24 protein-coding genes are annotated in these 25,690 nt (G+C 60.0%); 12 read left to right on the plus strand and 12 right to left on the minus strand.

The window, feature by feature from the left end:
* Nucleotides 1-82 precede the first annotated feature (82 nt).
* The 6 genes from PSUM_RS04750 to acsA all read right to left on the minus strand — a co-directional run bounded on the left by PSUM_RS04750 (nucleotide 83) and on the right by acsA (nucleotide 6,064).
* A complete protein-coding gene (locus PSUM_RS04750) occupies nucleotides 83-742 on the minus strand; it encodes a c-type cytochrome (RefSeq protein ID WP_083349100.1) in 660 nt (219 codons plus the stop codon).
* Between the two features lie 133 nt (nucleotides 743-875).
* Complete coding sequence (locus PSUM_RS04755) at nucleotides 876-1,151, minus strand: acyl carrier protein (protein WP_033043816.1); 276 nt, start codon at nucleotides 1,149-1,151, stop codon at nucleotides 876-878.
* 10 nt (nucleotides 1,152-1,161) lie between these two features.
* Nucleotides 1,162-2,280 carry a dihydrolipoamide acetyltransferase family protein gene (locus PSUM_RS04760; protein WP_083349101.1) on the minus strand — a complete coding sequence of 373 codons (1,119 nt, stop codon included), beginning with the start codon at nucleotides 2,278-2,280 and terminating at the stop codon, nucleotides 1,162-1,164.
* Between the two features lie 45 nt (nucleotides 2,281-2,325).
* Entirely contained in the window at nucleotides 2,326-3,300 is a 975-nt protein-coding gene (locus PSUM_RS04765; protein WP_404821809.1) for an alpha-ketoacid dehydrogenase subunit beta, read from the minus strand.
* An 8-nt stretch (nucleotides 3,301-3,308) separates the two neighbouring features.
* On the minus strand, nucleotides 3,309-4,304 hold the full coding sequence (gene pdhA, locus PSUM_RS04770; protein WP_033043822.1) for a pyruvate dehydrogenase (acetyl-transferring) E1 component subunit alpha: 996 nt from the start codon (nucleotides 4,302-4,304) through the stop codon (nucleotides 3,309-3,311).
* Nucleotides 4,301-6,064, minus strand: coding sequence for an acetate--CoA ligase (gene acsA, locus PSUM_RS04775; protein WP_033043824.1), 1,764 nt, complete (start codon nucleotides 6,062-6,064; stop codon nucleotides 4,301-4,303). The genes pdhA and acsA overlap by 4 nt, the downstream gene beginning before the upstream one ends.
* 439 nt (nucleotides 6,065-6,503) lie before the next feature.
* Between acsA and PSUM_RS04785 the strand changes: the two genes are divergently transcribed.
* Nucleotides 6,504-8,183, plus strand: a complete 1,680-nt coding sequence (locus tag PSUM_RS04785) for an HAD-IIB family hydrolase (RefSeq protein ID WP_083349103.1) — start codon at nucleotides 6,504-6,506, stop codon at nucleotides 8,181-8,183.
* A gap of 3 nt (nucleotides 8,184-8,186) precedes the next feature.
* Here the strand turns inward: PSUM_RS04785 and PSUM_RS04790 are convergent, their stop codons facing one another.
* On the minus strand, nucleotides 8,187-8,441 hold the full coding sequence (locus PSUM_RS04790; RefSeq protein ID WP_020797515.1) for an Lpp/OprI family alanine-zipper lipoprotein: 255 nt from the start codon (nucleotides 8,439-8,441) through the stop codon (nucleotides 8,187-8,189).
* Nucleotides 8,442-8,664: 223 nt separating this feature from the next.
* Between PSUM_RS04790 and PSUM_RS04795 the strand changes: the two genes are divergently transcribed.
* The 3 genes from PSUM_RS04795 (at nucleotide 8,665) to PSUM_RS04805 (ending at nucleotide 11,475) form a co-directional block, all read left to right on the plus strand.
* Nucleotides 8,665-9,312, plus strand: a complete 648-nt coding sequence (locus PSUM_RS04795; protein ID WP_083349104.1) for a BON domain-containing protein — start codon at nucleotides 8,665-8,667, stop codon at nucleotides 9,310-9,312.
* Between the two features lie 185 nt (nucleotides 9,313-9,497).
* Entirely contained in the window at nucleotides 9,498-10,016 is a 519-nt protein-coding gene (locus tag PSUM_RS04800) for a GNAT family N-acetyltransferase (RefSeq protein WP_083350159.1), read from the plus strand.
* Between the two features lie 91 nt (nucleotides 10,017-10,107).
* Nucleotides 10,108-11,475, plus strand: coding sequence for an erythromycin esterase family protein (locus PSUM_RS04805; protein ID WP_020797519.1), 1,368 nt, complete (start codon nucleotides 10,108-10,110; stop codon nucleotides 11,473-11,475).
* 1,348 nt (nucleotides 11,476-12,823) lie between these two features.
* Here the strand turns inward: PSUM_RS04805 and PSUM_RS04815 are convergent.
* The 3 genes from PSUM_RS04815 to PSUM_RS04825 form a co-directional block, all read right to left on the minus strand.
* The gene (locus PSUM_RS04815) at nucleotides 12,824-13,480 is read right to left on the minus strand and encodes a dienelactone hydrolase family protein (RefSeq protein ID WP_083349105.1); all 657 of its coding nucleotides are present in this window, start codon (nucleotides 13,478-13,480) and stop codon (nucleotides 12,824-12,826) included.
* On the minus strand, nucleotides 13,473-14,177 hold the full coding sequence (locus PSUM_RS04820; protein ID WP_020801293.1) for a phosphoribosyltransferase: 705 nt from the start codon (nucleotides 14,175-14,177) through the stop codon (nucleotides 13,473-13,475). Before PSUM_RS04820 ends, PSUM_RS04815 begins: the two co-directional genes overlap by 8 nt.
* 61 nt (nucleotides 14,178-14,238) lie before the next feature.
* Nucleotides 14,239-15,129, minus strand: coding sequence for a universal stress protein (locus tag PSUM_RS04825; protein ID WP_020801294.1), 891 nt, complete (start codon nucleotides 15,127-15,129; stop codon nucleotides 14,239-14,241).
* An 84-nt stretch (nucleotides 15,130-15,213) separates the two neighbouring features.
* Between PSUM_RS04825 and PSUM_RS04830 the strand changes: the two genes are divergently transcribed.
* From PSUM_RS04830 to PSUM_RS04840, 3 genes are read left to right on the plus strand one after another with little or no spacing between them, the layout of a single operon-like run.
* Nucleotides 15,214-15,402: a hypothetical protein gene (locus PSUM_RS04830; protein ID WP_083349106.1), complete on the plus strand. Its 189-nt coding sequence runs from the start codon at nucleotides 15,214-15,216 to the stop codon at nucleotides 15,400-15,402.
* 39 nt (nucleotides 15,403-15,441) lie between these two features.
* Nucleotides 15,442-16,008 (plus strand): phosphoribosyltransferase family protein, encoded by a 567-nt coding sequence (locus tag PSUM_RS04835; protein WP_020801296.1) that lies wholly within the window; start codon nucleotides 15,442-15,444, stop codon nucleotides 16,006-16,008.
* Nucleotides 16,009-16,064: 56 nt separating this feature from the next.
* The gene (locus tag PSUM_RS04840; RefSeq protein WP_083349107.1) at nucleotides 16,065-17,117 is read left to right on the plus strand and encodes a phosphotransferase; all 1,053 of its coding nucleotides are present in this window, start codon (nucleotides 16,065-16,067) and stop codon (nucleotides 17,115-17,117) included.
* A 19-nt stretch (nucleotides 17,118-17,136) separates the two neighbouring features.
* Here the strand turns inward: PSUM_RS04840 and groL are convergent, their stop codons facing one another.
* Together groL and PSUM_RS04850 are read right to left on the minus strand one after the other, a co-directional pair.
* Nucleotides 17,137-18,753, minus strand: coding sequence for a chaperonin GroEL (groL, locus tag PSUM_RS04845; RefSeq protein ID WP_083349108.1), 1,617 nt, complete (start codon nucleotides 18,751-18,753; stop codon nucleotides 17,137-17,139).
* 169 nt (nucleotides 18,754-18,922) lie between these two features.
* Nucleotides 18,923-19,795, minus strand: a complete 873-nt coding sequence (locus PSUM_RS04850) for a DNA-binding protein (protein WP_083349109.1) — start codon at nucleotides 19,793-19,795, stop codon at nucleotides 18,923-18,925.
* Between the two features lie 78 nt (nucleotides 19,796-19,873).
* Between PSUM_RS04850 and PSUM_RS04855 the strand changes: the two genes are divergently transcribed.
* The 5 genes from PSUM_RS04855 (at nucleotide 19,874) to PSUM_RS04875 (ending at nucleotide 25,596) form a co-directional block, all read left to right on the plus strand.
* Nucleotides 19,874-20,962, plus strand: a complete 1,089-nt coding sequence (locus PSUM_RS04855) for a site-specific integrase (RefSeq protein WP_083349110.1) — start codon at nucleotides 19,874-19,876, stop codon at nucleotides 20,960-20,962.
* Nucleotides 20,963-21,207: 245 nt separating this feature from the next.
* Nucleotides 21,208-22,059 (plus strand): sugar phosphate isomerase/epimerase family protein, encoded by an 852-nt coding sequence (locus PSUM_RS04860; RefSeq protein ID WP_083349111.1) that lies wholly within the window; start codon nucleotides 21,208-21,210, stop codon nucleotides 22,057-22,059.
* Between the two features lie 14 nt (nucleotides 22,060-22,073).
* Complete coding sequence (locus tag PSUM_RS04865) at nucleotides 22,074-23,144, plus strand: isopenicillin N synthase family dioxygenase (RefSeq protein ID WP_083349112.1); 1,071 nt, start codon at nucleotides 22,074-22,076, stop codon at nucleotides 23,142-23,144.
* Between the two features lie 46 nt (nucleotides 23,145-23,190).
* Nucleotides 23,191-23,985, plus strand: coding sequence for an ABC transporter substrate-binding protein (locus PSUM_RS04870; protein ID WP_020801303.1), 795 nt, complete (start codon nucleotides 23,191-23,193; stop codon nucleotides 23,983-23,985).
* Between the two features lie 63 nt (nucleotides 23,986-24,048).
* Nucleotides 24,049-25,596: an amino acid ABC transporter permease/ATP-binding protein gene (locus PSUM_RS04875; protein WP_020801304.1), complete on the plus strand. Its 1,548-nt coding sequence runs from the start codon at nucleotides 24,049-24,051 to the stop codon at nucleotides 25,594-25,596.
* Nucleotides 25,597-25,690 lie beyond the last annotated feature (94 nt).

The following is a 25,690-nucleotide window of genomic DNA, read 5'->3' on the forward strand; positions in this document are numbered from 1 at the left end:
CCAATGGCGCGGGCAGAGCTGGCGTGATCCAGGCAAGTCCAGAGCCCGCACCGCGCTTACACCTTTTCGCCCTGTCAGCCGCTCATTGCCTGGCCCCGAGTGTCGCCATGTACTTCGCGACCGACTGGGCATCCACCTGAGACAGCGCATGATCCACCTGCTGCATCGGAACCCCGTGGGGGCGCTGCACACTTTGCTGAAGCCGCAGGATCTGGCGAGCCATGTACATCGCATGCTGACCTGCCACCCGTGGAACCTGCCCATTGCCCCGCCCGTCCGCACCATGGCAGCTGCTGCACGGGGCGATGCCCGCCTGCGGCAAGCCCTGGCGGTAGATCGATTCACCGCGCGCATCCGGCGTATCGGCTTGCGCCTTCATGGCAGTCTGGCTCGAAAAATAGTCGGCCAGTTCAACAATCTGAGTCCCGGTCAAATGGGTCAATCCGCCCATGTAGCGATTACCGGGTACATCGGTGCGGCCATGCTGTGTGAAGTCGGTCAGCTGTGAGGTCAAATAGTCCTTTTGCTGGCCAGCCAGCTTTGGAACCAGGGGCGAGACAGATTCCCCCGTCAGCCCGTGGCACAACGAACACAGATTGTCTGCCAGGGCGATGGCGGACATCGGTGCCGTTTCTTGCGCCCCGTCTTCGTTGGACCCGGTGCAGCCCAGGAGCGTGGCCAGACCAATGACCAGGAGGGTGGGTGACCGGTTGTCAGTACGCTGCATGCCCTTGACGTTCATGACCTGTACCCCTGAAGTGCGCTTTCAACCATTTTCGCCCGGCGATCGCACCTGCAATTGACAAACCTCAATCAATCCTGCTGAGCGCGTTGCAGCAATGGTGCCCCCCCACCTGCTTTATTGAGCGCATGAACTACGTCTGGCTCGATGGCCCGTCGGCGCCCGACTGGCGCCTTTGTCCCAAGTAGGCGATGAGCCTGTCCAAGGTATCCACCTCGCGATAATCGGCTTCGGGTATGGCGACACCCAGGCTGCGATTCAGCGCCTCGATGAAACGCAGCCAATCCATGGAGTCCAGGTCCACCTCTTCGCGCAATAACCGATCAGTGTGCAACTGTTCGACTTCGACTTCCGGGGCGATGCCTTTCAATGCACGCAACACCTCATTGCGGACCACTTGCGAATTCATATGAGCCTCTTCAAAGAGCCTGCGGTGTTTGCAAGAGACGACGCACTTCACTAAGGAAACGCGCCCCATAATGACCATCGCTGACCCGATGATCGGCAGACAAACTGCCAATGACGGTGGGCACGACGCACAGTTGGCCCTCCCTCACCCAAGGCCGTTCGCTGATACGACCGAAGCCGACCAAGGCAACCTGCGGCGGGTAGATCACCCCCAGCACGCTGTCCACCCCCTGATCGCCGAGTTGCGTCACGGTAATCCCGGCGCCTCCCAACTCGGAGCTGCGCAAGGAGCCGCTGCGCGCCCGTTCAACCAGGCTGGCCAGTTCGCTCATCAGGTGGGTCAGGGTCGAGTCCGCCACTTGATGCAGCACCGGGGCAATCAGGCCTCCCTGGCGCAAATTTATGGCCACGCCAAGGTTGATTTCGCGTGCCGGCTCGAAGGCGTTGTTCAGCCAGACACCATTGAGCTGGGGATATTCGCGCAAAGCCAGTGCCACCGCTTTGAGCAGCAGGACATTGGGCAAGAGGCGCTCTTGCAGCGTGCTTTGTGCGTTGTGCTCCTGCAACCAGCCCATGGCCTTGTCCAAAGCGATGGTTTCGCTCAGGTAATAGTGGGGGATCTCGCGTTTGGAACGACTCATGACGGCGGCGATGGTCTGGCGCATGGCCTGTTCATGATCGGGTTCATGCGTCAGGTGGGCGGCCACTTCGACATCTTCCAGGGTGATAGCGCCTTGCGCCCCGTGGCCTTTCAATTGATCGACATCGAGTCCCAACTCGACAGCGCGCCGACGCGCAGCAGGGGAAATACGCGGGCGGCTACCCGACAGGTCTTGCGCCTCGATCACCAGCGGCGCTTCTGGCGATGTTCGCTTTACGCTTTGCGGATCCTCCCCTGGCTCCAGTAACAGTGCGATGGGTGTACCTACAGGTATCTTCGTACCGATGTCGACCAGCAATTGCAGGACGGTGCTTTCATGCAAGCACTCCACGTCGATGGCCGCCTTGGCCGTATCGACGACGGCAATCACCTGCCCAGGCTTAACCTTATCACCAGGGTGTATTTTCCATTCCAGTAGCGTGCCTTCATCCATGTCGGCACCCAGCGACGGCAGTTTGAACTCGATCATGGATGACTCTCCAGACTCAACCCGGCAGCTGGCAGACTGCAGCAATCAGGGGATTTTTCCTTGGCACAGTTCGTGTGCCGCTGTGATTATCGAAGCCACCTGTGGCAGCGCCGCCTCCTCCAGATGCCGTGGATAAGGGATCGGCACTTCGGCGCTGCACACCCGCGCCGGGGGCGCATCGAGCTCGTAAAAGCCTTGCTCGACGATCCGGGTGATGATTTCCGCCGACAGACTGCCGCTGCACCATCCCTCATCGACTACCAGGGCACGGTGGGTCTTGCAGACAGAAGCCAGGAGCGTTGCGTCATCCAGGGGGCGCAGGACCCGCAGGTCAATGACTTCACACTCGATGCCCTCCCCGGCCAGCACCTCGGCTGCCGCCAGGGCTTTGCCCAGGGAGCCGCCATACGTGATCAGGGTCAGGTCGCTGCCGGCCCGGCGAACTTTGGCGCGACTGATGTCCATGGTTGCCCATTCGCCGGCATCGCCTTCCAGGTTGTACAGCTGCGCATGTTCGAATATCAGCACCGGGTCGGGGTCGAGCAGCGCGGGCCAGAGCATGCCGCGTGCATCTTCGACGGTCGCCGGCGTCAGGATTTTCAATCCCGGAATATGGGCGAACCAGCCTTCGAGGCTGTGCGAGTGTTGGGCAGCCAGCTGACGACCAGCCCCGGTCGCCATGCGCACAACCAAGGGCACCGAGAATTGCCCGCCTGACATGTGCCTCAGGGTCGCCGCGGTATTCATCAGAGGGTCGAGAGCGAGCAGGCTGAAGTTCACCGTCATGATTTCGACGATAGGCCGCATGCCTGCCAACGCCGCGCCGATACCGGCCCCGACGAAACCCAGTTCGGACAGTGGCGCGTCGCGGATACGCTCGGGGCCGAAGGCTTCCAGCAATCCAAGGGACACGGCATAACTGCCGCCATAACGCCCCACGTCTTCGCCCATCAGGAACACCCGCGGGTCCCGCTGCAGGGCGTCACGCAATGCTTCGCGCAGCGCTTCGCGATAGGTCATGGACAGGCTCATGGCGCAGGCTCCGGCGCAGGTCCCGGCGTATAGACATCGCGGGACAAATCCTCGATCGGCTCCCATGTGCCTTTCTCGGCGAAGGCGATGGCGTCTTCGACCTCGGCGTCGACCTGGGCCAGGATCGCCAGAAAACCCGGTTCATCCAGCAGCCCTTCAGCCTTGAGTCGCGTGCTGTAGGTGTGGATGGGACCTCGGGTTTTCCATTGTTCGACCTCTTCCCGGCAGCGATACAACTGCGGATCGAACATCGAGTGGGCCCGAAATCGATAGGTCCGAAACTCCAGGAAAAAGGGACCCTGCCCTGCGCGGATGTGTTCGACTGCGTCACGGGCGGCTTCATGCACGGCGATCACGTCCATGCCATCGACCGTCCTGGCCTGGACCTTGTATGCCGAAGCTTTCGCACACAGGTCGGTCTGGGATTGCGAACGCTCCAGCGCCGTGCCCATGGCATAGAGGTTGTTTTCGCAGCAGAACAGCACCGGCAGGCGCCACAATGCGGCAAGGTTGATAGACTCGTGAAAGGCCCCTTCCGCCATCGCCCCTTCGCCAAAAAAACAGGCGCACAGACGGGTTCCACCTTGCATGTGTTCCGCGAGCGCCAGCCCAACCGTCAATGGCAAGCCACCGGCGACGATGGCATTGCCGCCGAAGAATCGTGTACGGGCATCGAACAGGTGCATCGAGCCACCACGGCCTCGCGAGCATCCTTGCTGGCGCCCGAACATCTCGGCCATGATCGCCTTCATGGAAACACCCTTGATCAACGCATGACCATGTTCGCGGTACGTGGCGACGACCGCATCGTCAACGGCCAGGGCATGCAGAACACCGACCGCCACCGCTTCTTCACCGATGTACAGGTGCAAAAAGCCGCGAATCCGGCTTTCCCCGTACAACTCGCCGGCACGTTCTTCGAGACGGCGGATGCGTACCATGTCCCGCAGCAGATCCAGTTTGGTCTCCCGGGGCAGCGACACGGGCGTCATGATGGATTCTCCAGGGCGGATGTATCGCCTTCAGGCAGGCCCAACTCGCGGGCCTTGAGCAGACGCCGCATGAGTTTGCCGCTACGGGTGTGAGGCAGCGTGTCGACGAACGCCAGTTCCTTGGGGGCGACCACGGCCCCCAGGTGCTTGCGTGCATGACCGAGCAATTCATCGTGCAGGGCCTGGCTGGCGGTGAATCCACTCTTGAGGGAGACGAAGGCCTTTACCGTTTCGCCCAGCAACGGATCGGGCTTGCCGATCACGGCGGCCTCAGCGACTGCCGGATGCTCCATCAACGAGCTTTCGACTTCGAACGGGCCGATCAGGTGCCCGGCGGACTTAATCACATCGTCACTGCGTCCGATGAACCAGTAATAGCCATCGGCATCACGACGAGCCAGATCGCCGCTCAGGTACCAGCCGCCGACAAAGCAGCGCCGATAACGCTCCTCTTGTCCCAGGTAACTGCGAAACATCGCGGGCCAGGGTTGCTTCAGCGCCAGTTCGCCCACTTCATCGCTGCCCAAAAATTGCAAGGTATCGTCGGCGTTGCGCAGGACGACGGCCGCCTCGACGCCCGGCAGTGGCTTGCCCATGGAGCCGGGCTTGATGTCCATCGCGACCGTGTTGGCAATCATGATGCCGCCGGTTTCGGTCTGCCACCAATTATCGTGGATTGCCAACCCCAGTACGTCCTTACCCCACCACACTGCCTCGGGATTGAGTGGTTCGCCGACACTGGCGATGAACCGCAGGCAGGGAAAACGATGGTTGTGCGCCAGCGCGGCACCGGCTTTCATCAGCAGACGGATGGCGGTGGGTGCCGTATACCAGACCGATACCTGTTGTTCTTCGAGAATGCCGTACCAGCGCTCGGCGTCGAACTCGAAACCTTCGATCACACAGGTCACGCCCAACAGCAGCGGCGCAATGATGCCGTATGAAGTGCCCGTGACCCAGCCCGGATCGGCGGTGCACCAGTAGATATCCCCTGGGTGCAAGTCCAGCGCATATTTTCCGCTGACCAGGTGGGTCAGTGCTGCGCCATGAACATGCAAGACCCCTTTGGGGGTGCCTGTCGTACCGCTGGTGAAATGTAAAAGTGCCGGGCTGTCGGCGGTCGTGCAAGCGATGCTGAAATGGTCATCGGCTTCGGCCAGCAACTGATGCAGGTTTAACGCACCCTCCAAGGGCGCGATATCCTCGGCATTTTCGTTGTACACCAGCACATGCTTCAGGGTTGGCAGACGATCACGGATGGTCGATATCTTGCGTCGATACAGGGCATCACTGGTGAGCAACACGTAGGCTTCGCCAAGACACAGACGCGTTTCAAGGGGTTGCGGGCCGAAGGCGCAAAACAGCGGCGATACCACGCATCCGGCCTTCATTGCGCCGAGCACGCCCAGGAACAATTCCAGGCCGCGGCCACACAGCACGAACACTCGTGCTCCGGGAGTCACGCCCAGGCTCTTGAGCACGTTGGCAAATCGGTTGGTCAGCACGCTCAGCTCGGCGTAGCTGACATCGCGGTGCCCGCCGTTACGATCAAGAATGCGCAATGCCGTGTGCGGTCCAGCGTCTCTCTGTGCATGACGATCCACGGCTTCATAAGCCAGGTTCAAACCACCGCCGGGCAGTCCCGACAGCCCACACATTTGTGCTGCCCAGGAAAAGTGCTCACGGGCTTGCACGCTGTCGACCCAGTTCGGCGCTACAGGCAAGTCATCGAGCGTTTTTTTGATGATCCTGGAACGCATGGTTGGCCTCTTGTACTCAACAGCATCAGTAACCCTGCCTACCGTTTTCAAGGAGTAGACAGCCAATACGCTGTAGAAGTGGCTGTGGCGCAATGCCCAGAAAACCGGTCTGTGCTTGGCGCCGACTGCACAACCGGGTTTGATTTAACTTGCTCCGCCCAATTGTTCCTGGCGTTGATAAATATCAAGTGGAACGGGACTAGCCTTGTTCATTGTCGAAAAGGCTCTGGACGGCTTGAGGCCGACAAGGCGCGAACCCGTAACGGGCAAAATGCATGACACCTGGCCGAGGAAGACCGACTGTCTGCTCTCGCCTTGAAATTGACAAAAATCAATGCTGGCGCAAGGAATCAGCATCCCAATACAGACGTGAAATCGGTAGACGGGCAGCTCGTGTTCTGCCCTGCCTCTCTCAATTGAGTCAGACAATGGAGCAAGCATGCACTTCCTGGCCTTGGCAGTGGACTATGACGGGACCATTGCCGAAAACGGCAGCGTTCCACCGCAGGTCTGCGCAGCGCTCGGCAAACTGAAAAAAAGCGGCCGCAAGCTCGTGCTGATTTCAGGCCGGGAGTTGCAAGCGCTCAAGCATCATTTTCCACACCTGGATCTGTTTGACAGGGTCGTTGCGGAAAACGGCGCGATCTTGTACGACCCGAGCACAGACACCGAGGAGCTTATTGCAGACCCCGCTTCGACCGAGCTGGTGGGCCACCTGCGCGACAAGGGTGTCACGCCTTTGTCGATCGGTCGTTCGGTCATCGCCACCTGGCAGCCGTTTGAGAATGCGGTGGTCAGCAGCATTCGAGAGCTCGGCCTTGAACTGCAGATAACGTTCAACAAGGATGCGATCATGATCTTGCCAACCGGCGTGAACAAGGCGTCTGGCCTTGTTGCAGCCTTGCGCGAGTTGGGCATATGCGAGCTGAACGTGGTGGGCGTGGGCGATGCGGAAAACGACCACTCCTTTCTATCGATCTGCGGCTGTGCCGCGGCGGTGAACAATGCCATAGCGTCGATCAAGTCCAGCGCTGACCTGTGCCTGACTCATGATCATGGCCAAGGTGTCTGCGAACTGGTCGACATGCTGCTGGAAAAAGACGCGGCACTGGTTTGCGTCGAACGCATTGGCGTCCAGTTGGGCCAGTCCACCCATGGCCGCAAGCTCTGGCTGCCTGCGGAATCGGTGATGTTGGTCGTTGGCAATTCGGGTGCCGGTAAATCCAGCTACATCACCTGGCTGACAGAACGAATGGTCCAGGCTCATCAGGGATTTTGCATCATCGATCCAGAGGGAGACTATCTGACGCTGGAAGATGCGGTAACGATCGGCGGGCTGACCGCCCCCCCGACGACAGAAGAGTCGGTGCATTACCTTCTACAGGCTCAGCTCAATGTGGTGGTCAACGCCCTTGCCCTGGATCCCGTAGCGCGCGTGCAGCTGTTTGGCGAACTGCTGCCCTTTATCCAGAATTTGCGCAGCGCTTCCGGCCGGCCTTACTGGCTGATCGTCGACGAAGCGCATTACATGCTTCCCCACTGCGCAGGTTGGCCGCCGGGTTTTCTCGGGGACATTGGCGCAATCATCGTTGCCCTCGACTTCGATCAGGTCTGTCCGGCACTGCTTGAGGGGGTAGACGTACTGGTGACACTCGGCAGCACCGCCCGGGAACTGGTCGAACAGTTCGCCAAACGCATGCAGCGCCCGAGCCCAGGGTTTCCAGAACGCTCGCCAGGCCTCGAAAACGCCTGTCTTTGGAATGTGCACGAAGGCGACGAGGTCTTCCTGCTCGATCAGGTGCAGCCTCATCAAAAGCACCACCGTCACAGCGGCAAGTACGTCGCGGGAGATGTGGGTGCATGGCGATCATTCCACTTTCCCGCACTTGGCCAGAGCGCCTCTAACCTGACTGAGTTTTTGTCCTGTTCAACACGACTTGAAGAGCCCGCCCTTCGCGAACATATCAATGTCGGGGATTTTTCCAATTGGTTTCGCAAAGTGATCCGGGACGACGTGCTTGCCAATAAGACGCGCCTGATCGAGACGGACACAAGCCTGGCACCCGGGCAGGCAATGGAACAGATCAGGCGACTTGTACAGTCACGCTATCACCTCTGAATGTCACTTAGGCGTTCCCTTTTCGATCATTCGGCTGGTACGGGCATTGGCTTCATCGGCGGTCCGTTGTGCCTGACGTGCCACTTCCATCGCCAGTTCCGCCTTGAGGTGCGCCTCGTCGGCCCTCAATCGCGCCATTGCGGCGTTGTTTTCAGCGTATTCCAGCCGGGCATCCAGTTCCTGGGCCTGCTTACTACTGCATCCGGCAGTGGTGGCTAGAAGAATACCGAGGCAAACAACAGGCAAGCGCTTGTCCATGATCTTCTCCAAATAAGTCCCGGCTGCGAAGGCCAGTCAAACGCAGTATCCAACGCCACTGCAGGCTTTCTCTGACATTTATCAAAAAACCGGCTGGCCAATGGCAGAGCGGGCGACTGCGGCCTTTTTGATTTAACTCAATGTCCTGGTGCCGCTCAGGCGTAAAAAAAGACATGGGCTTTGGCAGCCCATGTACTTCAGTCATGCGGGAGAGGACAGGATCATGAGCGACATAACCTTGCGCAATACCATTTTGGATGAGCTTGATTTTCAACCCGATATCGACGCCGCCCACATTGGCGTGAGCGTGGACAATGGCGTTGTCACACTCTCCGGTCACGTGAAAAGCTATGCCCAGAAAGTCAGTGCCGAACGGGCGGTCAAAGCGATCAAAGGCGTGCGTGCCGTGGCGGAGGAAATACAGGTCCGGCTGGAAAAAGGCGCAGGTACGGCCGATGACACCATCGCCAATCGTGCCGTCAACATTATCTCGTGGCGCTCCGATACGCCCGAAGGCGACGTCAAGGTCGTCGTGCAAAAAGGCTGGGTAACCCTGGAAGGCCAGGTGGACTGGCAATATCAAAAGGAACTCGCCGAAAGCGCGGTGCGCAAATTGTCGGGCGTTGTGGGCGTGGACAACCGCATCACCCTGCGCCCGAGAGTCAAAGTCGTCGATATCCAGCAAAGTATCGAAGAAGCCCTCAAGCGCAACGCTGAAGTCGACGCCAAGGGCATACGTATCAAAGTCGAAGGCAGTGTCGTGAAACTGGAAGGCAAAGTGCACTTCTGGCGCGAGCGTGAAATCGCCGAACGAGCCGCCTGGTCGGTGCCGGGAGTCACCAAGGTGGAAGATCAATTGCTGATCGCCTGAATGATCGCCCCGGTTAACCCCAGGTTACCCGGGGCGATCCAATGAACATGCGTGGCGGACTCACCTTGATCGCCTCACTCGTGCCTGATCCAGATCAAATCCGGGAGCGGCCAACGGCGTAGAAAAGAATTGAAACTCGCAGGTTTTACTACGCATCAAGAGAATGTTGGATGGAGGGCCGCACGATGCTCGCTTCCAAGAGCCCCGATGATTGGCATGACTGGGACTACGCCCGTGGAAAATCCCGGATTGATGTACTCAGCAACGGTCGTGCGGTGTTGATCCGGCATGTCGCGCAAGCAGATCGAGCTTATGAATGCGCCCTTGTCCGGCAGTTGGCGCCGGCGTCCCGGCACGGGTTTTTACTCGGGCAACAGCACGAAGCTCGCAAGGGCCAAGGCTGCATAGCGCTGGTCCACGAAAATGGCCGTTTGAGCGCAATCGGCGCCAGTCGTTATGCCGCCATGGGTCAATACCAGTGCGAATGCGCGCTGACCGTCGCCGCTGCCTGGAAACGCCTGGGCCTGGGAACGATATTGATGGAGCACTTGATCGACGCCGCCCGCAGTAACGGCGTCCACCTGTTGTACTCGGTTGGCGCCTCCAGCAACGCGCCCCTGCGCGACCTGGCCAGATGTCTTGGTTTTGAAGCCCACGACGATCCCTTCGACCCCCAACAGGTCATTCACCGCCTGTACCTGTAAACCCGTGCAATGTTTTCGGGGCGCTTGAGCCTCTGGTACGACCCGAGCGCCATGCCGCCACCAGCAGCCTACCTTTCGGAGGATGGCGTTCATGAACTCTCATACGCAATCATTGCTGGAACAACTTTACGGCCAGCAACATCACGATGACACGTCGCACATAGCGCCGGTGTTGCATCGATACGCCGAACCGTTGCCGGACCTGGATTCCCCCGCTTTTGGCGACCTGTTTGACCGCTACGCCGATGCGCGGGTGGTGATGATCGGCGAGGCGAGCCATGGAACCCGGGAATTCTATCGAACCCGGGCTGCGATTACCCAACGGCTGATCGAGCGGCACGGCTTCAATATTGTCGCGGTGGAAGCCGACTGGCCCGACGCCGGCCATGTCGACCAGTATGTCCGAGGGTTGGCGCATACGGCGTGGAAGCGCCACATTTTCAGCCGCTTCCCCACCTGGATGTGGCGCAACAGCGAGGTGAAGGCTTTCACCCACTGGCTGCATCAGTTCAACCATCAGCAAGCGCCTGAACATCGCGTCGAGTTTCGCGGCCTGGATGTCTACAGCTTGCGTAATTCCATTCATGAAGTACTGAGCTATCTGGATCGGGTTGACCCGCGCCTGGCCCAGGAAGCACGTCGGCGCTATGGCTGCCTGACCCCATGGCAGGATGACCCTGCGCTGTATGGCCATTTTGTCGAGCGCGCCGGTGTAATGCCCTGTGAACAGCCGGTGATCGATCAGCTCAATGCCATGCTGGCTGAACAACTGGCCGGGCTCATCCGCAACGACGAAGCCTTCTTCAATGCGACGCAGAATGCCCGGGTAGTGATGGCGGCCGAGCAGTATTACCGCGCGATCTATCGGGGCTCGACAGCCTCCTGGAACCTGCGTGACCGGCACATGTTCGATACGTTGCGCGCGTTGCTCGAACACCGGGGCTCGCAAGCCAAGGCCGTGGTCTGGGCCCACAACTCCCATATCGGCAATGCCGGCGCCACGGAAATGGGCTGGAAGGGGCAGTTCAACATCGGTCAACTGTGTCGCAGCGCCTTCGGACGCGATGTCGTACTCATCGGCATGGCCACTGACCGCGGTCAGGTGGCTGCCGCTGATGACTGGGACGGCGAGATGTTGATCAAGGACATCCGCCCCTCCCGGCCAGACAGCTGGGAGCATCAGTTCCTCAAGGCGGGCGTTGCAGCGTCGCTGACCGACTGGCGTGACACGCAGCGCAAAGAGCTGCGCAGCGTCCTGTCCACGTGCTTGCTGGGACGGGCCATCGGGGTGATTTACCGTCCCGAAACCGAACGCTTCAGTCACTATTTCGAGTCGATGCTGGCGGAACAGTTCGATGCCATGATCTGGATCGAGCAAACCAGGCCGGTTACCGCGCTGCCGCTGCCGAAAAACCAGCAACTGGAAGCGGAGGACGAAACCTATCCGTTTGGGGTGTGATTTGCTGTCGGAGTGCATATCCATTGCTGCCGTAACGGGGCGCCTGCGATCAAAGCCTCGTTAGCCTTTGCTCTGCTTTGATCGTTCCCGCGCTCTGCGTGGGAATGCCGCCAGGGACGCTCTGCGTTCCACTGACGACGCGTTAATTGAGCCGTGCACGACGGTAATGCGGGCCGTCACAGGAAGCCCTGTGTGAAATTGGTTGCCTGCGTACATATCCATTGCTGCGGTAACGGCCACTTGTGGTTTCGCTTTTACAGCGACTCCCTTTTTCAAACGCCAAAAAGGAAGCAAAAGGCTTTGCCCCACCACTCGGTGCCTCGCTTGGGCTCGGCATGCCCTCTCTCCGGCATTGCTCCGTGGGTCGCCGCGATGGGCCATCCATGGCCCAGCGCGGCTAAACCGGCGTCCTGCCGGTTTACCCACTGCGCAATGCCTGCGTTCGGCCATCGTGGTTAACGGGGCGCCTGCGATCAACAGCAAAACGAGGCGGCCTTAAAGCCGACCTGCTTTTTAGGTGATGCCTGTGTTGATCGTTCCCACGCTCTGCGTGGGAATGCCGCCAGGGACGCTCCGCGTTCCGCTGACGACGCGTTAATTGAGCCGTGCACGACGGTAATGCGGGCCGTCACTGGAAGCCCTGTGTGAAATTGGTTGCCTGCGTACATATCCATTGCTGCGGTAACGGCAGCTTATGGTTTCGCCCTTACGGCGACTCCCTTTTTCAAACACCAAAAAGGAAGCAAAAGGCTTTGCCCCACCACTCGGTGCCTCGCTGGGGCTCGGCATGCCCTCTCTCCGGCATTGCTCCGTGGGTCGCCGCGATGGGCCATCCATGGCCCAGCGCGGCTAAACCGGCGTCCTGCCGGTTTAGCCACTGCGCAATGCCTGCGTTCGGCCATCGTGGTTAACGGGGCGCTCGCGATCAACAGCAAAGCGAGGCGGCCTTAAAGCCGACCTGGCTTTTACGGGTGTACCTCGATTGATCGTTCCCACGCTCTGCGTGGGAATGCCGCCAGGGACGCTCCGCGTTCCGCTGACGACGCATTAATTGAGCCGTGCGCAACGGTGATGCGAAGCGTCACAGGAAGCCCTGTGTGAAATGGGTTGTCGGAGTACATATCACTCGGTGCCTCGCACAGTGGTTAACGGGGCGCCCGCGATCAAAAGCAAAGCGAGGCGGCCTTAAAAGCCGACCTGCTTTTGGTGATGCCTGTGTTCCCCTGTAGGAGCGAGACTGTCGAATCGTCGCACCGTCGCGATGGACGTCAACGATGACGCGGGAAACCTGACTCCCCGTGGTGCTCTCAGGTTCTACGTCGGAACGCCGCCCGGAGCATGCTCGTTCCTACAGGGGGGCATGCAGGTATTTTTCAAACCAGTCGCCAGCGAGCCTGGCGACTGCCTCCAGCGCGCCTGGCTCTTCAAAAAGATGCGTGGCGCGCTCCACGACTTCCAGCCGTTGCTCGCACCGCAGGGTCTGGCTGCTTTGACGATTCAAGCCCAACACCACCGGGTCCTGTGCACCGACAATCTGCAAGGTCGGCGCCTTGACCCGAGGCAGGGCCGGTCCAGCCAGATCGGTTCGCCCACCCCGACTGACCACTGCCCCTATCACTGGCGCACGCTCAGCGGCGGCCACCAGTGCTGCCGCCGCGCCGGTACTGGCGCCGAAGAGTCCGATGCGCAAAGCACGCAATTCGCGGTCACGCCCTACCCAGTCGATCACATCGATCAACCGCCTGGCCAGCAAAGGAATATTGAAGCGCAACTCCCCGCTGAGATTATCCAGGCGCTGCTCCGGTTCCGTTAGCAAGTCGAACAGCAGCGAAGCCAAGCCCCGATCGGCCAGGACATCGGCCACATATTGATTGCGCGGGCTCAAACGACCACTGCCGCTGCCGTGTACGAAGATGACCAGGGCGCGCGCGTTCGTCGGCAAACGCAAATCGGCGGACAATTCAACGCCCGGCAGGTCCAGGGATCGATATTTAGCTTCAAGCATCGCGATGTTCCATGTGGGAGGCGCCCGGCAATTCCCGCTGCCAGGCCCGTTGCATGAGATCGATGACCTCTTCGTCCGAGGTCTGGGAAAAATCCAGGTACCAGTAGCCGATCGACATCATCCACTCAGGGATGAGTGGGCAGATCACTTCGTCCACTTGCATGGACAAATCCTCGACCGTTTCCCGGGGCGCAACCGGTACCGCGACGACGATGCGCTCGGGCGCCTGCATGCGCACCGCATGGATCGCTGCCATCATTGAAGAACCTGTCGCCAGGCCGTCGTCGATCAGGATCACCACCTGGTCCTTGAGTTGCGGTGGCGGGCGGTTTCCCCGATACGCCTTTTCACGTCGCGACAGCTCCTGCGCTTCCCGGGCGACCACTGCCTCGAAACTGGCTCGATCGATCGGGTGCGCCCGCAGCGCGTCATCATTGAGGATTTGTACACCGCCGCTGGCAATGGCGCCCATGGCAAATTCCGGGTGCGAAGGCACACCGAGCTTGCGCACCAGCATCAGGTCCAGGCGCACATTCAGGGCGGTGGCGACTTCATAAGCCACCGGGACACCGCCACGGGGCAAGGCGAGAATGATCACATCAGGCCTGTTGGCATACTTGAGCAACGGTTCCACCAGGCGTCGACCGGCCTCGGCGCGATTGGGCAAGGTGGTTTGTAATGAAGGACTCTGGATCACGGCAACCTCCTGCGGCGTTGGCGAATGGCGCCTGGTAACCTGTGGCCTTGGCCGAACCGCGCTAAACGGCCAGGATGCTGCACGTCACCTGGTACAGGGTATGTTCGGTGGTGCTGCCCAATAGTTTGTCCAAGCCATGGGACTGGACCCTGCCCATCACAATCACGTCCATCTGTTGCTCATCGGCGAACGCATGCAGCACGGCCACAGGATGGCCCTCGATGAAATGTCGCCGGTCAGCCGGCACGCCATACCGGCCAGCCAGGTCGAGGAAGGTTTTTTCATGGCCCTTGCGCAACTGACTGTAGAGGTCCGCGAGCGTCAAGCCCCCGCCGCCCATATCGCCCAGGAACAGCGCAGAAGCGTCGCAGGCATACACCAGGTGCAATTCGGCCTGACACTGTATAGCCAGGCTGGACGCCTGGTGGATGATCCGCTGATTGAGCTCGTCGTCCTGTACCAGGGGATTGGAAACATCCACCGCTGCCACGACCTTGCGCGGCAAAGGGTGATCACCTTCGCCAGGCAGGTAGACCGGTATCGGGCAATGACGCAACAGACGCCAGTCCAGCGGGGTAAAAAACCCACGCTTGAGCGCCGGTTCCCGTTGTACCTGCTTGATCAACAGGTCGGGCTGCATTTCTGCGACGTAATCGAGAATGTCTTGCTGCAGGTCGTCGGCCCATTTCGCCTCGGCGGTCACTTCAAGACCCCTGTTGCGCAGATGATCGGCCTGGTATTTGAGCCAATTGCGCTGGTCTTGCAGATATTCTTCGCGAGCCTTTTCCCGGTCGCCTTCTTCGAGTAGCGACAACAGCTTCCAGGATGGAATCAAGGCGCCAATGTGCAGGCTGGCACCGCTGGCCTTGGCCAGGGCGGCTGCATGATCCATGGCTTTAGACTGGCGCAGGGCCGGGTTGATGATCAGCAATAACCGTTGATACTGGCTCATGATCGGACTCCACGAAGCTTGCTTTTATGTCGCTGCCCGCCACCACCCATTGCTGTGTTCGTCGGTGGCTCGGGCACCTGTGTCATGGATTCAGAATCCTCCGTCGAGGCGACCTTGGCGTTGATTTATATCAAGTGCCTGCGCAAGCAAGCGACTCACACCAGGCCGCTGCCGCCCATGCGCGTCACCAGACCGTCGAGCCGGCCGACGTTTGATTTGATCGCGATTGATCAATATCAATCGCGCCAGGGCCAACCGGGCTACATTGACTGAAAACGCACGTGCCCCAAGGCTCACAGGCAGGAGAAGGCAATGACGATCCTATTGGCAAGTCAGCGGTTGCGCCTGTATGAGCGCAACGAACTCGATGACGTGCTGCAGACGATGGCGCGCCAGGCCGCCAGCCTGCTGCCACCGGCGCACGCCGCCCTGATTGGAATCAAGCGCCGCGGTGAGCCCTTGGCTCAACGATTGCGCCAGCACATTGCGCACCAGACCGGCCAACCGGAACTTCCTCTTTACCCACTTGAGGTCAAGCGCTATGCCGACGACCTGCAAGTGCTGCATCCGTTCACGCAATTGACCGAAAATCCGCTGCTGGCCAAACTGGACCTCGCCAACACCACGTTGCTGGTGGTTGATGATGTGTTGTTCGAAGGCCATTCGCTGCTGCGTACCTGCGCCTATCTGGCACAACTGGGAGCTCGCCGGGTCTACACCGCTGTATTGGTCGACCGGCACATCTGCCGGCAGCCAATCCGGGCCGACATTGTCGGTGTGCATCTGCAAGTTGCCGCCGCTGACGTCGTCGAGTGCAACGTACCGCCGTTTGAGCAGGACTTTTGCATAGAGGTCGTGCGCCACGGCGCCGCCCGCTGACGGGAAGACGGCAAGCGCTGGCGGGCCTCAGGACGGCTGGAGATGAGGAGGCCGGGATGAGCAACGAACAAGACGAAGTGATTGCCTTTCTCTCCAGACCATCCGCCTACGATACGTCCAACCAGCCTGTGGAGCGAATCGAGACCCATGGTTCGGTGATTTTCCTGCATGCCGACCGTGCCTATAAACTCAAGCGTGCAGTGGCGTTTGCCGAACTGGACTTCCTCAGCCTGCAAAGCCGGAAAAAAGCCTGCCGGGCAGAGCTGTGGCTCAACCGACGAACAGCGCCGACGCTGTATTTGCGCGTGAGTTCGATCAACCGCCAGGCCGATGGCCAATTAGTGCTCGACGGCCAGGGACCCGCTGTGGACTGGCTGGTGGTGATGCGCCGCTTTGCTCAGGATGGCCTGTTTGACCGCATGGCCGTCCAGGGGCATCTGACCGAACCGATGATGCAGCAGCTAGGCATCGAGATCGCCCGCTTTCATGCCTGCGCCCGGATCACTCCGTCCTTCGGGCGCATCCCGAACCTGTATGAAGAGATCGAGAAAAACTATCGGGAAATGTCCCGCTATGGCTCTTTTCTCGACAGCGCGAAAATCATCTCGATTGCCCATGCCTCCAGGAAGCTGCTGGCATCTTTGACTGCGTGCCTCGAAGAGCGACGCAGCCAGGGCCGCGTACGCCGCTGCCATGGCGATTTGCGCCTGGCCAATATCTGCCTGTTCGACGGGCAGCCGACCCTGTTCGACGGCATCGAGTTCAGTGAACGGATCGCCTGCATTGACGTGCTGTACGATCTGGCATTCGTGCTGATGGACCTGCAACACCACGGCCTCAACACGCTCGGTGCAGGTCTTTTGACCACTTACATCAACCACTGCACCTGGAAAGAAGACTGCGAACCCTTGGCGCTGTTCCTTTCCCTGCGTGCCGCTACACGCTGTTTCTCCTTCGCAGGTGCAGCGCAACGTCATGCCGACCCAACCACGCGCCATGAGAAAAGACAAAAATCCATCTTGCTGATGCAGCAGGCGCTCGGTTATTTGCACGGCGAAAATCCGCTTCTCAATCACCTGGCGTTAACCGAGACAGCCGCCTATACCTGAGCGCCCCAAGCCGGCCTGCTCATTCAGGAAAAGGCGGCTGGATGGGTGATTCCTTTTCCGGAATATCAGTGATGGTCGCCTCCGTCAGCAACAGAATGCTGGCCACCGATACGGCATTTTCGAGGGCAATGCGCACCACTTTGGTCGGATCGATAATGCCGGCTTCGTACATGTCCACGTAACAGTTGGCGGACGCATCGAAACCGACGTTGCCGGGTTCTGCTAGCATGCGCGCAACCACCACGCCCGCGTCCACCGCCGAGTTTTCCGCGATGAGCCTGGCCGGGGCTTCCAGGGCCCGGCGAAGGATTTGCAGACCGGTCCTGACATCCCCCTCACACCGGGCTTCTTCGGCCGCGATCAGCGGGACCGCCTTGAGCAGGGCCAGCCCGCCCCCTGGCACAGTGCCTTCAGCAATCGCCGCGCGAGTCGCCGAGATGGCGTCATCCAGCGCATCCTTGCGTGCCTTCATTTCCGCCTCCGAAGGCGCCCCGACCCGGATCACTGCCACTCCACCAGACAGCCTGGCCAGTCGTTCCTGGAGTTTTTCCCGGTCGTAATCGCTGGTGGTGTGCTCCATTTGCGTGCGAATCTGTTGCAACCGCGCTTCAATCGCCTCCTTCGTACCTGCCCCACCAATCAATGCCGTGCTGTCCTTTTGCACCACCACGCGGTGCGCCCGCCCGAGCTGGCCCAATTCCACTTGCTCCAGCGTGATGCCCAAATCGTTGGAAACCACCGTCGCGCCTGTCAGCACAGCCATGTCCTGAAGCATTTCCTTGCGCCGATCACCAAAACCGGGCGCCTTGATGGCCACGGCCCTCAGGATGCCGCGTATCTGGTTGACCACCAGGGTGGTCAACGCCTCACCTTCGATGTCATCGGCGATCAAGACCAGCGGTTGACCACTTTTGGCAACAAGCTCGAGCATGGGCAGCAGGTCCTTGAGCGCGCCTATCTTGTGGTCGCAGAGCAGCAAATAGGCGTCATCGAGTTCGACCTGCATTTTCTCGGCATCGGTGACGAAATACGGCGAGACATAACCGCGGTCAAAACGCATCCCTTCCATCACTTCAACCACCGTTTCGGTGGTCTTGGACTCTTCGACGCTGACGACGCCTTCAACGCCGACTTTTTCCAGTGCATCCGCCACTAACTGACCGATGACAGCATCGTTATGCGCCGACAGCGTGGCGACCTGGGCCTTTTCCTTGGGCGTACTGACGGGCCGCGCCTGGGCGACAAGTGAATCCACCACCAACGACAAGCCGCGATCCAGGCCACGCTTGAGGTCGATAGCGCTGGCACCCGCGACAACGTTGCGAATGCCATCGGCCAGGATGGCGTGGGCCAGCACCGTCGAGGTACTGGTGCCATCCCCTACTGCCTCGCCTGTGCGCTCGGCGGCCTGGCGTAGCATTTGCGCGCCCAGGTTTTCCTCGGGGTCTTGCAGGTCAACGCGCTTGGCAATCGTCACACCGTCGTTGCAGACCGTGGGATTGCCCCATTTATTCTGGATCAACACCGATTTTGATTTCGGGCCCAGCGTCACGCGCACGGCGTCCGCCAACTGCGTGGCACCACTGAGGATTTTCTCGCGGGCTGCAGCACGAAAGTCAATTTTACTGTGGGCCATCTGGGTGCACTCCTCGCCATTTGCATCACACATGCATTGAGGAATGCTCATATGGCGTCGCCCGTGTGATGTTGATCTTTATCAACAAAATCACCGGGTCAGTCCGCCCGGAAACCAGGGATAAAGCTAATCGGTGACAGCCCCTGTCGACAGGCGCTCGTAACCCTCCTCAGGAAACGCTCTTCGGCGCAGCGGCCTTTCGTGTCCTTGGCTTGCGTTTTGTCGCGGGTGGCTGACGTACTTGGGCCAGTTGCTGCTCCAGTGTCTCGGCACGCGCGTGCTGAGCTGCGGCCCGTTGCTGGGTTTGGCTGAGTTCGGTTTGAATGGACTCCAGCCGCCGTTGCAACTGCTCGATCTGCCGCCCAGCCTCCTTGAAGTGGGCGGTCACGGCTTTGACCTCCTCCCGGGCGCGGTCGACCTCGCGGTGAGCACGATCCTCCACATTGCGTACGTAGCTCTCCTGGGCAACGCGCTCCTGCTCGGCCTTGAGCCGCAGCGCCTGCAGATCCTGCTGCAATGCCTGATTTTGTTGCTGGACATCACCGCGCTCACGCAGCAGAGCTTCGCGCTGTTGCTGCAGGTCCTCGATCTGCGTCTGACGTTGCGCCAGCAGCAACTCGAGGTCGGCCAGTCGTGTCTCGACGGCCTGGCGTCCCGCCATGGCCTCCGTCGCCTGCTGACGAAACCGCGCCGCATCCTGCCGCGCCTGCTCCTCTACGGTGGCGACACGTTCGCGTTCGGCAGCTATCACCTGCCGTTGTTCGTCCAGCGCCTGTTCGGCCACGCCCTGTGCCAGGTGAATCGCCTGCTGCCACACCGCTACAAAAGCCTGCGACACCTCGCCCGGCAGTGTCGGCAGTCGAGTCTCGCCGCTCAGCCGCTCGGACAGGCGCGTCCACCATTGATCGAGCAAACCACCCACCCGCGCCGGACTGCCACGGCCCAACTCCAACCGTACGCGCTCCACCGTCGGTCGCTCGCCACGGGCCAACACCGCGTCCGCCGCAGCAAACACCTCGTTTTCCGGCACCCCTATTGCCATGGCCAACCTCCGGGTATATTAGGTCTGATAATGGATTGTTATCCGACGTTATATTTCGATTATTGGAATTATAATACGTTGAACGTATTAAATGTTACAGATCAATTACCCTTGGTCGACGAAACCCCGCTAAACCCGCATTCCCTGGCGATCAACGCCCAGGAAGCGGCGGCGTTTCTTGCTGCCGGCACCGCAGCCAATACCGTGCGCAGCTATCGCAGCGCCCTGACCTATTGGTCGGCCTGGCTGCAGTTGCGTTACGGCCTGGCATTGGGCGATGCACCGCTGCCGACCACGGTGGCGGTTCAGTTTGTTGTCGATCATTTGGCACGCCCCCTGGCCGATGGCGGTTGGGCGCACCTGTTGCCGGCCAGCATCGACGCGGCGCTGGTCGAGGCGCGAGTCAAAAGCAGACCCGGAGCGCTGGCCTACAACACGGTCAGTCACCGCCTGGCCGTGCTCGGCAAATGGCACCGGATCAAGGGTTGGGACAGTCCCACGCAAGCGCCGGCGTTGAAGACCCTGCTGCGTGAAGCGCGCAAGGCCCAGTCGCGCCAGGGCGTGGCGGTACGCAAGAAAACCGCGATCGTGCTGGAACCCTTGCAGGCACTGCTCGCCACCTGCACCGATGGCGTGCGCGGCATTCGCGACCGCGCCCTGCTCCTGCTCGCCTGGAGCGGTGGCGGGCGGCGCCGCTCGGAAGTGGTGGGCCTGCAAGTGGGCGATGTGCGCCAACTGGATGCCGACACCTGGCTGTACGCCCTGGGCGCGACCAAGACCGACACCGGTGGCGTGCGCCGTGACAAGCCGCTGCGCGGCCCGGCGGCGCAGGCGCTGACGGCTTGGATGAAGGCTGCGCCGGCGCAGGAGGGCCCGCTGTTTCGGCGGATGTATAAAGGCGGCAAGGTCGGGACTGCGGGTTTGTCGGCCGATCAGGTGGCACGCATTGTCCAGCGCCGAGCGAAGTTGGCGGGCCTTGAGGGTGATTGGGCAGCGCACAGCCTGCGCTCTGGGTTTGTCACCGAGGCCGGTCGCCAGGGTGTACCGCTCGGCGAAGTCATGGCCATGACCGAACACCGCAGCGTGACCACGGTGATGGGTTACTTCCAGGCGGGCTCACTGCTGAACAGCCGGGCCACATCACTACTGGACGAAGATGAGTCATAACCGCAGGGCCAAAAGTTGCGCCCTGCGTAGCTTGGGACTCTTCAAAATGATGCCGTAACAGTGGCACCTCTCGGTAATCCCTAACGTAGACGCCTGCTCGCCTGTTGAATACCCCTCGAAAGGCACGATAAGTAGCCAGCTATTTGTTGATAAAAGTCTGAAGTGTTGATTTGAGTTTTCCGATTCTTTGACGCCCCCAGCTATGCCTAACATCGGCTCCCAAACGTACTCGCCGAGGATCACCGATGAAGCTGGAAATTTTCCGCACGTTGTGGGGCTACACCGCCAGCAAGGCCCAGGCGCTTGAAGAGCTGCTGCACGCAGGCTTTGACGGGATGGAAGCACGCCTGCCACTGGATGCACGTGAAAGGGCTGAGTTCAAAGCCTTTCTGCAGGCCAATCGCCTGGGCTACATCAGCACGATCTTCACCGCCTACGATGTACTGCCGGACCAGTCGGCGTCCCCTGCCCTTCATCTCCATGACCTCGACCGCAAACTTTCCTGGGCCGCCGAACTCGGCCCGCGTTTTGTCAACGTGCTGGCAGGCAATGATCGCTGGGCCTTGCCGCAACAAGTGGAGTTCTTCGGTCAGGCACTGGAATTGGCGCGCAAGCACGGCCAGGTCTGCAGTTTTGAAACCCACCGCTCGCGGTCGCTGTTCAACCCTTGGGTAACCCTGGAGTTGATTCGGCAACTGCCCGACTTGTTGTTCACCAGTGACATCAGCCATTGGGTCGTGACCTGCGAGCGCCTGTTGAATGATCCGGCCGATGACCTGAGCGCTTTCGTCGAGCGGGTTCACCATATCCAGGCCCGGGTAGGCTATGACCAGGGCCCACAGGTTCCGCACCCGGCAGCACCTGAATATGCCAATGAACTGGCTTTCCACCAGCAGCACTGGGAAAGCATCTGGCGCTCGCAGCAAGCCCGCGGTTACCAGGTCAGCACCCTGACCCCGGAATTCGGCGCCGACGGCTACTTGCATCATTTGCCCTTCACTAATGTCCCGGTGGCCGATCTGTGGTCATTGAACGTGTGGATGGGCCAGACCGAGCGCGAACACTTCGAGCGTTTCTACCACTCAAGCCATCCTTAGGGAGCCGACGCGTCATGCCTGACAATAAAAATAAAAGCCTCAGCACTGACACACACAAAGCCAACTTCAACAGCATCCCGGTGGTCAACATCGCCGGCTTGTTCAGTTTTGAACTGGAACACCGCCTGGCCGTGGCCGAACAATTGGGGCGCGCCGCCAGCGATGTCGGGTTTCTCTATATCACCGATCACGGCATCGACCCGCAGCTGATCGCCAACCTGCGCAAGGCGGCCAAGGACTTTTTCGACCAGCCCTTCGACACCAAGATGCAGCACTACATCGGCACTTCGCAAACCCACAAGGGTTTTGTACCCGAAGGCGAAGAGGTCTATTCCAAAGGCAAGCCGGACCACAAGGAAGCCTTCGACGTCGGCTTCGAAGTCCCGGCCGATGACCCGCTGGTGCTGGCCAACACGCCGCTGCTGGGACCTAACGACTGGCCGCAGATGCCAGGTTTCAAGGCGGCGGTGCAGGCCTACTATGAAGCGATCTTCGCCTTGGGCCGGCGCCTGTTCGCAGGCTTTGCCCTGACCTTGGGCCTGGAAGAAAACTATTTCGACAGCCTGGTCACCCGTCCGCCGTCAAAACTGCGCCTGATCCACTACCCGTTCGACGGAGCCGCCCATGACGCACCGGGACTTGGCGCCCATACTGATTACGAGTGCTTCACCATTCTCCTGGCCGACAAACCGGGCCTTGAAGTGATGAATAACCTCGGACAATGGATCGATGCACCACCGATTGCCGATGCCTTTGTGGTCAACATCGGCGACATGCTGGAAGTGATGACCGCAGGCGCATTCGTTGCCACGGCGCACCGGGTGCGCAGTGTGAAAGAGGAGCGTTACTCCTTCCCGCTGTTCTATGCCTGCGACTATCACACCCAGATCAAACCGCTGCCAGGATTCGCCCAGGCTGGCAACGACTACGAAGAGATCACGATCGGCGAACACATGTATGGCCAGGCGCTGCAGACCTATCAGTATCTGCGCCAGAGAGTGGCCAACGGGGACGTTCAACTGCCAGGCAAGGCACGCAAGCCCGCCAGTTTCGGACATCTGAAAAATCAGACTCAAACGTCCTGATTGAAGTTTTCAGCTTCACCCCCTACCTACGCCGGAGTCAGTAAGAATGAAAAACAATAAGAAAACCGTGTTGGGCCTGGCTGTAATGGCAGCCGCAATGTTCGGTGCCTCGGTGAGCATGGCCGCGACAGACACGTTCAAGGTCGGCATGGAAATCACCTACCCGCCCTTCGAGTCCTATGACAAGGACAAAAACGTGGTGGGCTCCGATCCCGAGCTGGCGGCGGCACTGGCCAGGCACATGAACGCCAAGGCAGAGTTCGTCGACACCAAGTTCCCCAGCCTGATCCTTGGCCTGAACTCCGGCAAGTACGACGCGATCATTTCCGGCATGTACATCACGCCGGAGCGCCAGACCCAGGCCCAGACCATTGCGTATGCCAACACCGGTGCCGCGGTCATGGTGCCCAAAGGCAGCGAAATCAATGCGAAGAAGCCTGAAGACCTGTGCGGACTGAAACTGGGCCTGGAACAGGGCACGACCTGGGTCAAGGAATTCAGGAAGCTGTCCGATGAGTACTGCGTGCCCAACAACAAAGGCGCAATCACCGTCAGCGAGTATCCCTCGGCACCCGAAGTGACCCAGGCCCTGTTGTCCAAAAACATCCAGGCCCAGGTCGAAATCGCCGGTGCGGCAAAAATGATCGCGGAAAAGACCAATGGCCGGGTCGTGATCACCACTGAGCACCCGATCTATCAACAAACCCTGGGCATTTTCGTCAAGAAAGGTAACGACGAAACCTTCCAGGCTGTGCAAAAGGCTTTCGAGGAAACCAAAAAGAGCGGTGAGTACGCCGCTATCCTCAAGAAATATGGCCTGGAAGAACCGACCTCAAACTAAAAACCTGTCCTTGTAGTCTGGTCATCTGCCGCCTCTGCTAGGGGCGGCAGATCGAGGTGCCCCATGCAATTCGATTGGTCGTATTTCTTCTCCCTGTTCTCCCTGCCAGACTTCTGGAATGCCTGCGTCACGGTGGTCCAGCTCAGTGCCCTGGCCTGGTTCATCGGCATGCTGCTGGGTTTTGTCCTGGCCACGGCCAAGCTGTCCCACTCGCCTTTTTTGCGCATTCCCGCAGCAGTCTATATCTGGTTCTTCCGCAGCATCCCGCTGCTGGTGCTGGTGGTCTTCGTCTACAACTTGCCGCAATTGTTTCCCGGCAGCGGGCCGATCCTGTCCAACCCCTTCTATTCCGGCTTGCTGGCCCTGGTGGTCACGGAAGCGGCGTACATGGCGGAAATCCACCGCGGTGGACTGATCTCCGTGGCCAAGGGGCAAAAGGAGGCCGGGCGCGCGCTGGGTATCGGCCTGTTCGGCATGCAGCGCTTGATCGTGATCCCCCAGGCGTTCCGTATCTCGCTGCCGACCCTGATCAATGAATACATCACAGTGGTCAAGCTTACGTCACTGGTCTCGGTCATCTCCCTGACCGAAATCCTCACGGTCGGCCAACGCCTCTACGCCACCAACTTCCTGGTCATGGAAACCCTGGCGGCGGTCGGCGTGTACTACGTGTTGATCGTCACCGTGTTCGGCTTTTTCCTGCAGCGCCTGGAGCGCTACCTGGACCTTAACTTCCGCAAGCCGCACACCCTCGATGACGCCGCCGTGGCCAAGTTCAAGGCCTGCGCCGAAGCCTTGCCCGACAGTGCGCGCAAGGCAGCCGGCAACAACGCGACGCCTATCCTGCAATTGAAGAACATCCAGAAGAGCTACGGCACGCACAAAGTGCTGCTGGGTATCGACCTGAGTGTCGACTACGGCCAGGTGGTCTCGATCATCGGGCCATCCGGCTCCGGCAAGACGTCGCTGATCCGCACGGTCAATGGCCTGGAAAGCATCGATAGCGGCGATATCCTGTTGTTCGGCGAAACATTCATCGAAGCCTCGGACAAACCCAACAGCGCCCGCCTGCGCAAAGGCGTGCGGCACATCGGCATGGTGTTCCAGAACTTCAACCTGTTTCCGCACCGCACCATTCTCGACAACGTCACCCTGGCACCGCGTTACCACGGCCAGCCGGGCGAGCTGAGTGAACATCGTGCGTATGCGCTGCTGGACAAGGTCGGCCTGCTGGCCCATGCCCACAAGTACCCGCACCAGCTCTCCGGCGGACAGCAACAACGTGTGGCGATCGCCCGGGCCCTGGCCATGGAGCCGCAGATCATGCTGTTCGACGAGCCGACCTCAGCCCTCGACCCTGAACTGGTCAACGACGTGCTGAACGTGATCCGCGACCTGGCCAGGGAAGGCATGACCATGCTGATCGTGACCCACGAAATGGACTTTGCCATGTCGATCTCCGACCGGGTGATCTTCATGGAAAACGGTAATATCCAACTCGATGCTGCACCTGAAACCATCCTGTGCGATGCCCAAGGAGAGAGGGTGCGGCGCTTCATGGGGATTGCGGCACGATCGCCAAGACCGTCTGCAACGGTGGATCTTGCATGAATAGACAGCCCCTTTCTTGTAATGCTGTTCACTTTAGGTTGGGGCGCGGCGGGTTTGGATTGGGTGTATATCCATTCCTGCGGTAACGGCCACC

The organism is Pseudomonas umsongensis, assembly GCF_002236105.1.
GTDB lineage: Bacteria > Pseudomonadota > Gammaproteobacteria > Pseudomonadales > Pseudomonadaceae > Aquipseudomonas > Aquipseudomonas umsongensis.